At 59.2% G+C, this 426-nt stretch carries 1 pseudogene; it reads left to right on the plus strand.

Annotated features, from left to right (window positions below):
- Window positions 1–426: pseudogene (locus tag EN749_RS37210) on the plus strand (hypothetical protein); the annotation flags it as partial.

Below are 426 nucleotides of genomic sequence, written 5' to 3' on the forward strand. Positions count from 1 at the left end.
GACCATGCGCATGCGCCTGTCGGCCGCCTACAAGGGCGTCAACGCGCTGCTGATGAAGGAAGGTGCGAGAGACTTCCGTTCTGGTCAGGGTTTCGACCACACCGTTTTCTTCGGCGAGAACGTCGATATCCACCACATCTTTCCGCAGGCCTGGTGTCGTTCGAATGGCCTCAAGCCGGATGTCTTCGACTCGATCATCAACAAGACGCCGCTCTCCTACCGGACGAACCGCATCATCGGCGGCGAAGCGCCGTCCGGATATCTGTCGAAACTTGAAGCAGGCAATGCTTCCACCCCGCCGATCGCCCCATTGAACCTCGACACCTATCTCGCCTCCCATCTGATCGAACCGACCCTGCTGCGCGCTGACATGTTCGAAGCCTTCATGGCGGACCGTCAGACGAAGCTGCTGGCCTTGATCGAGAA

It is taken from the genome of Mesorhizobium sp. M7A.F.Ca.ET.027.02.1.1 (genome assembly GCF_004022985.1).
In the GTDB taxonomy this organism is placed as follows: Bacteria; Pseudomonadota; Alphaproteobacteria; order Rhizobiales; family Rhizobiaceae; genus Mesorhizobium.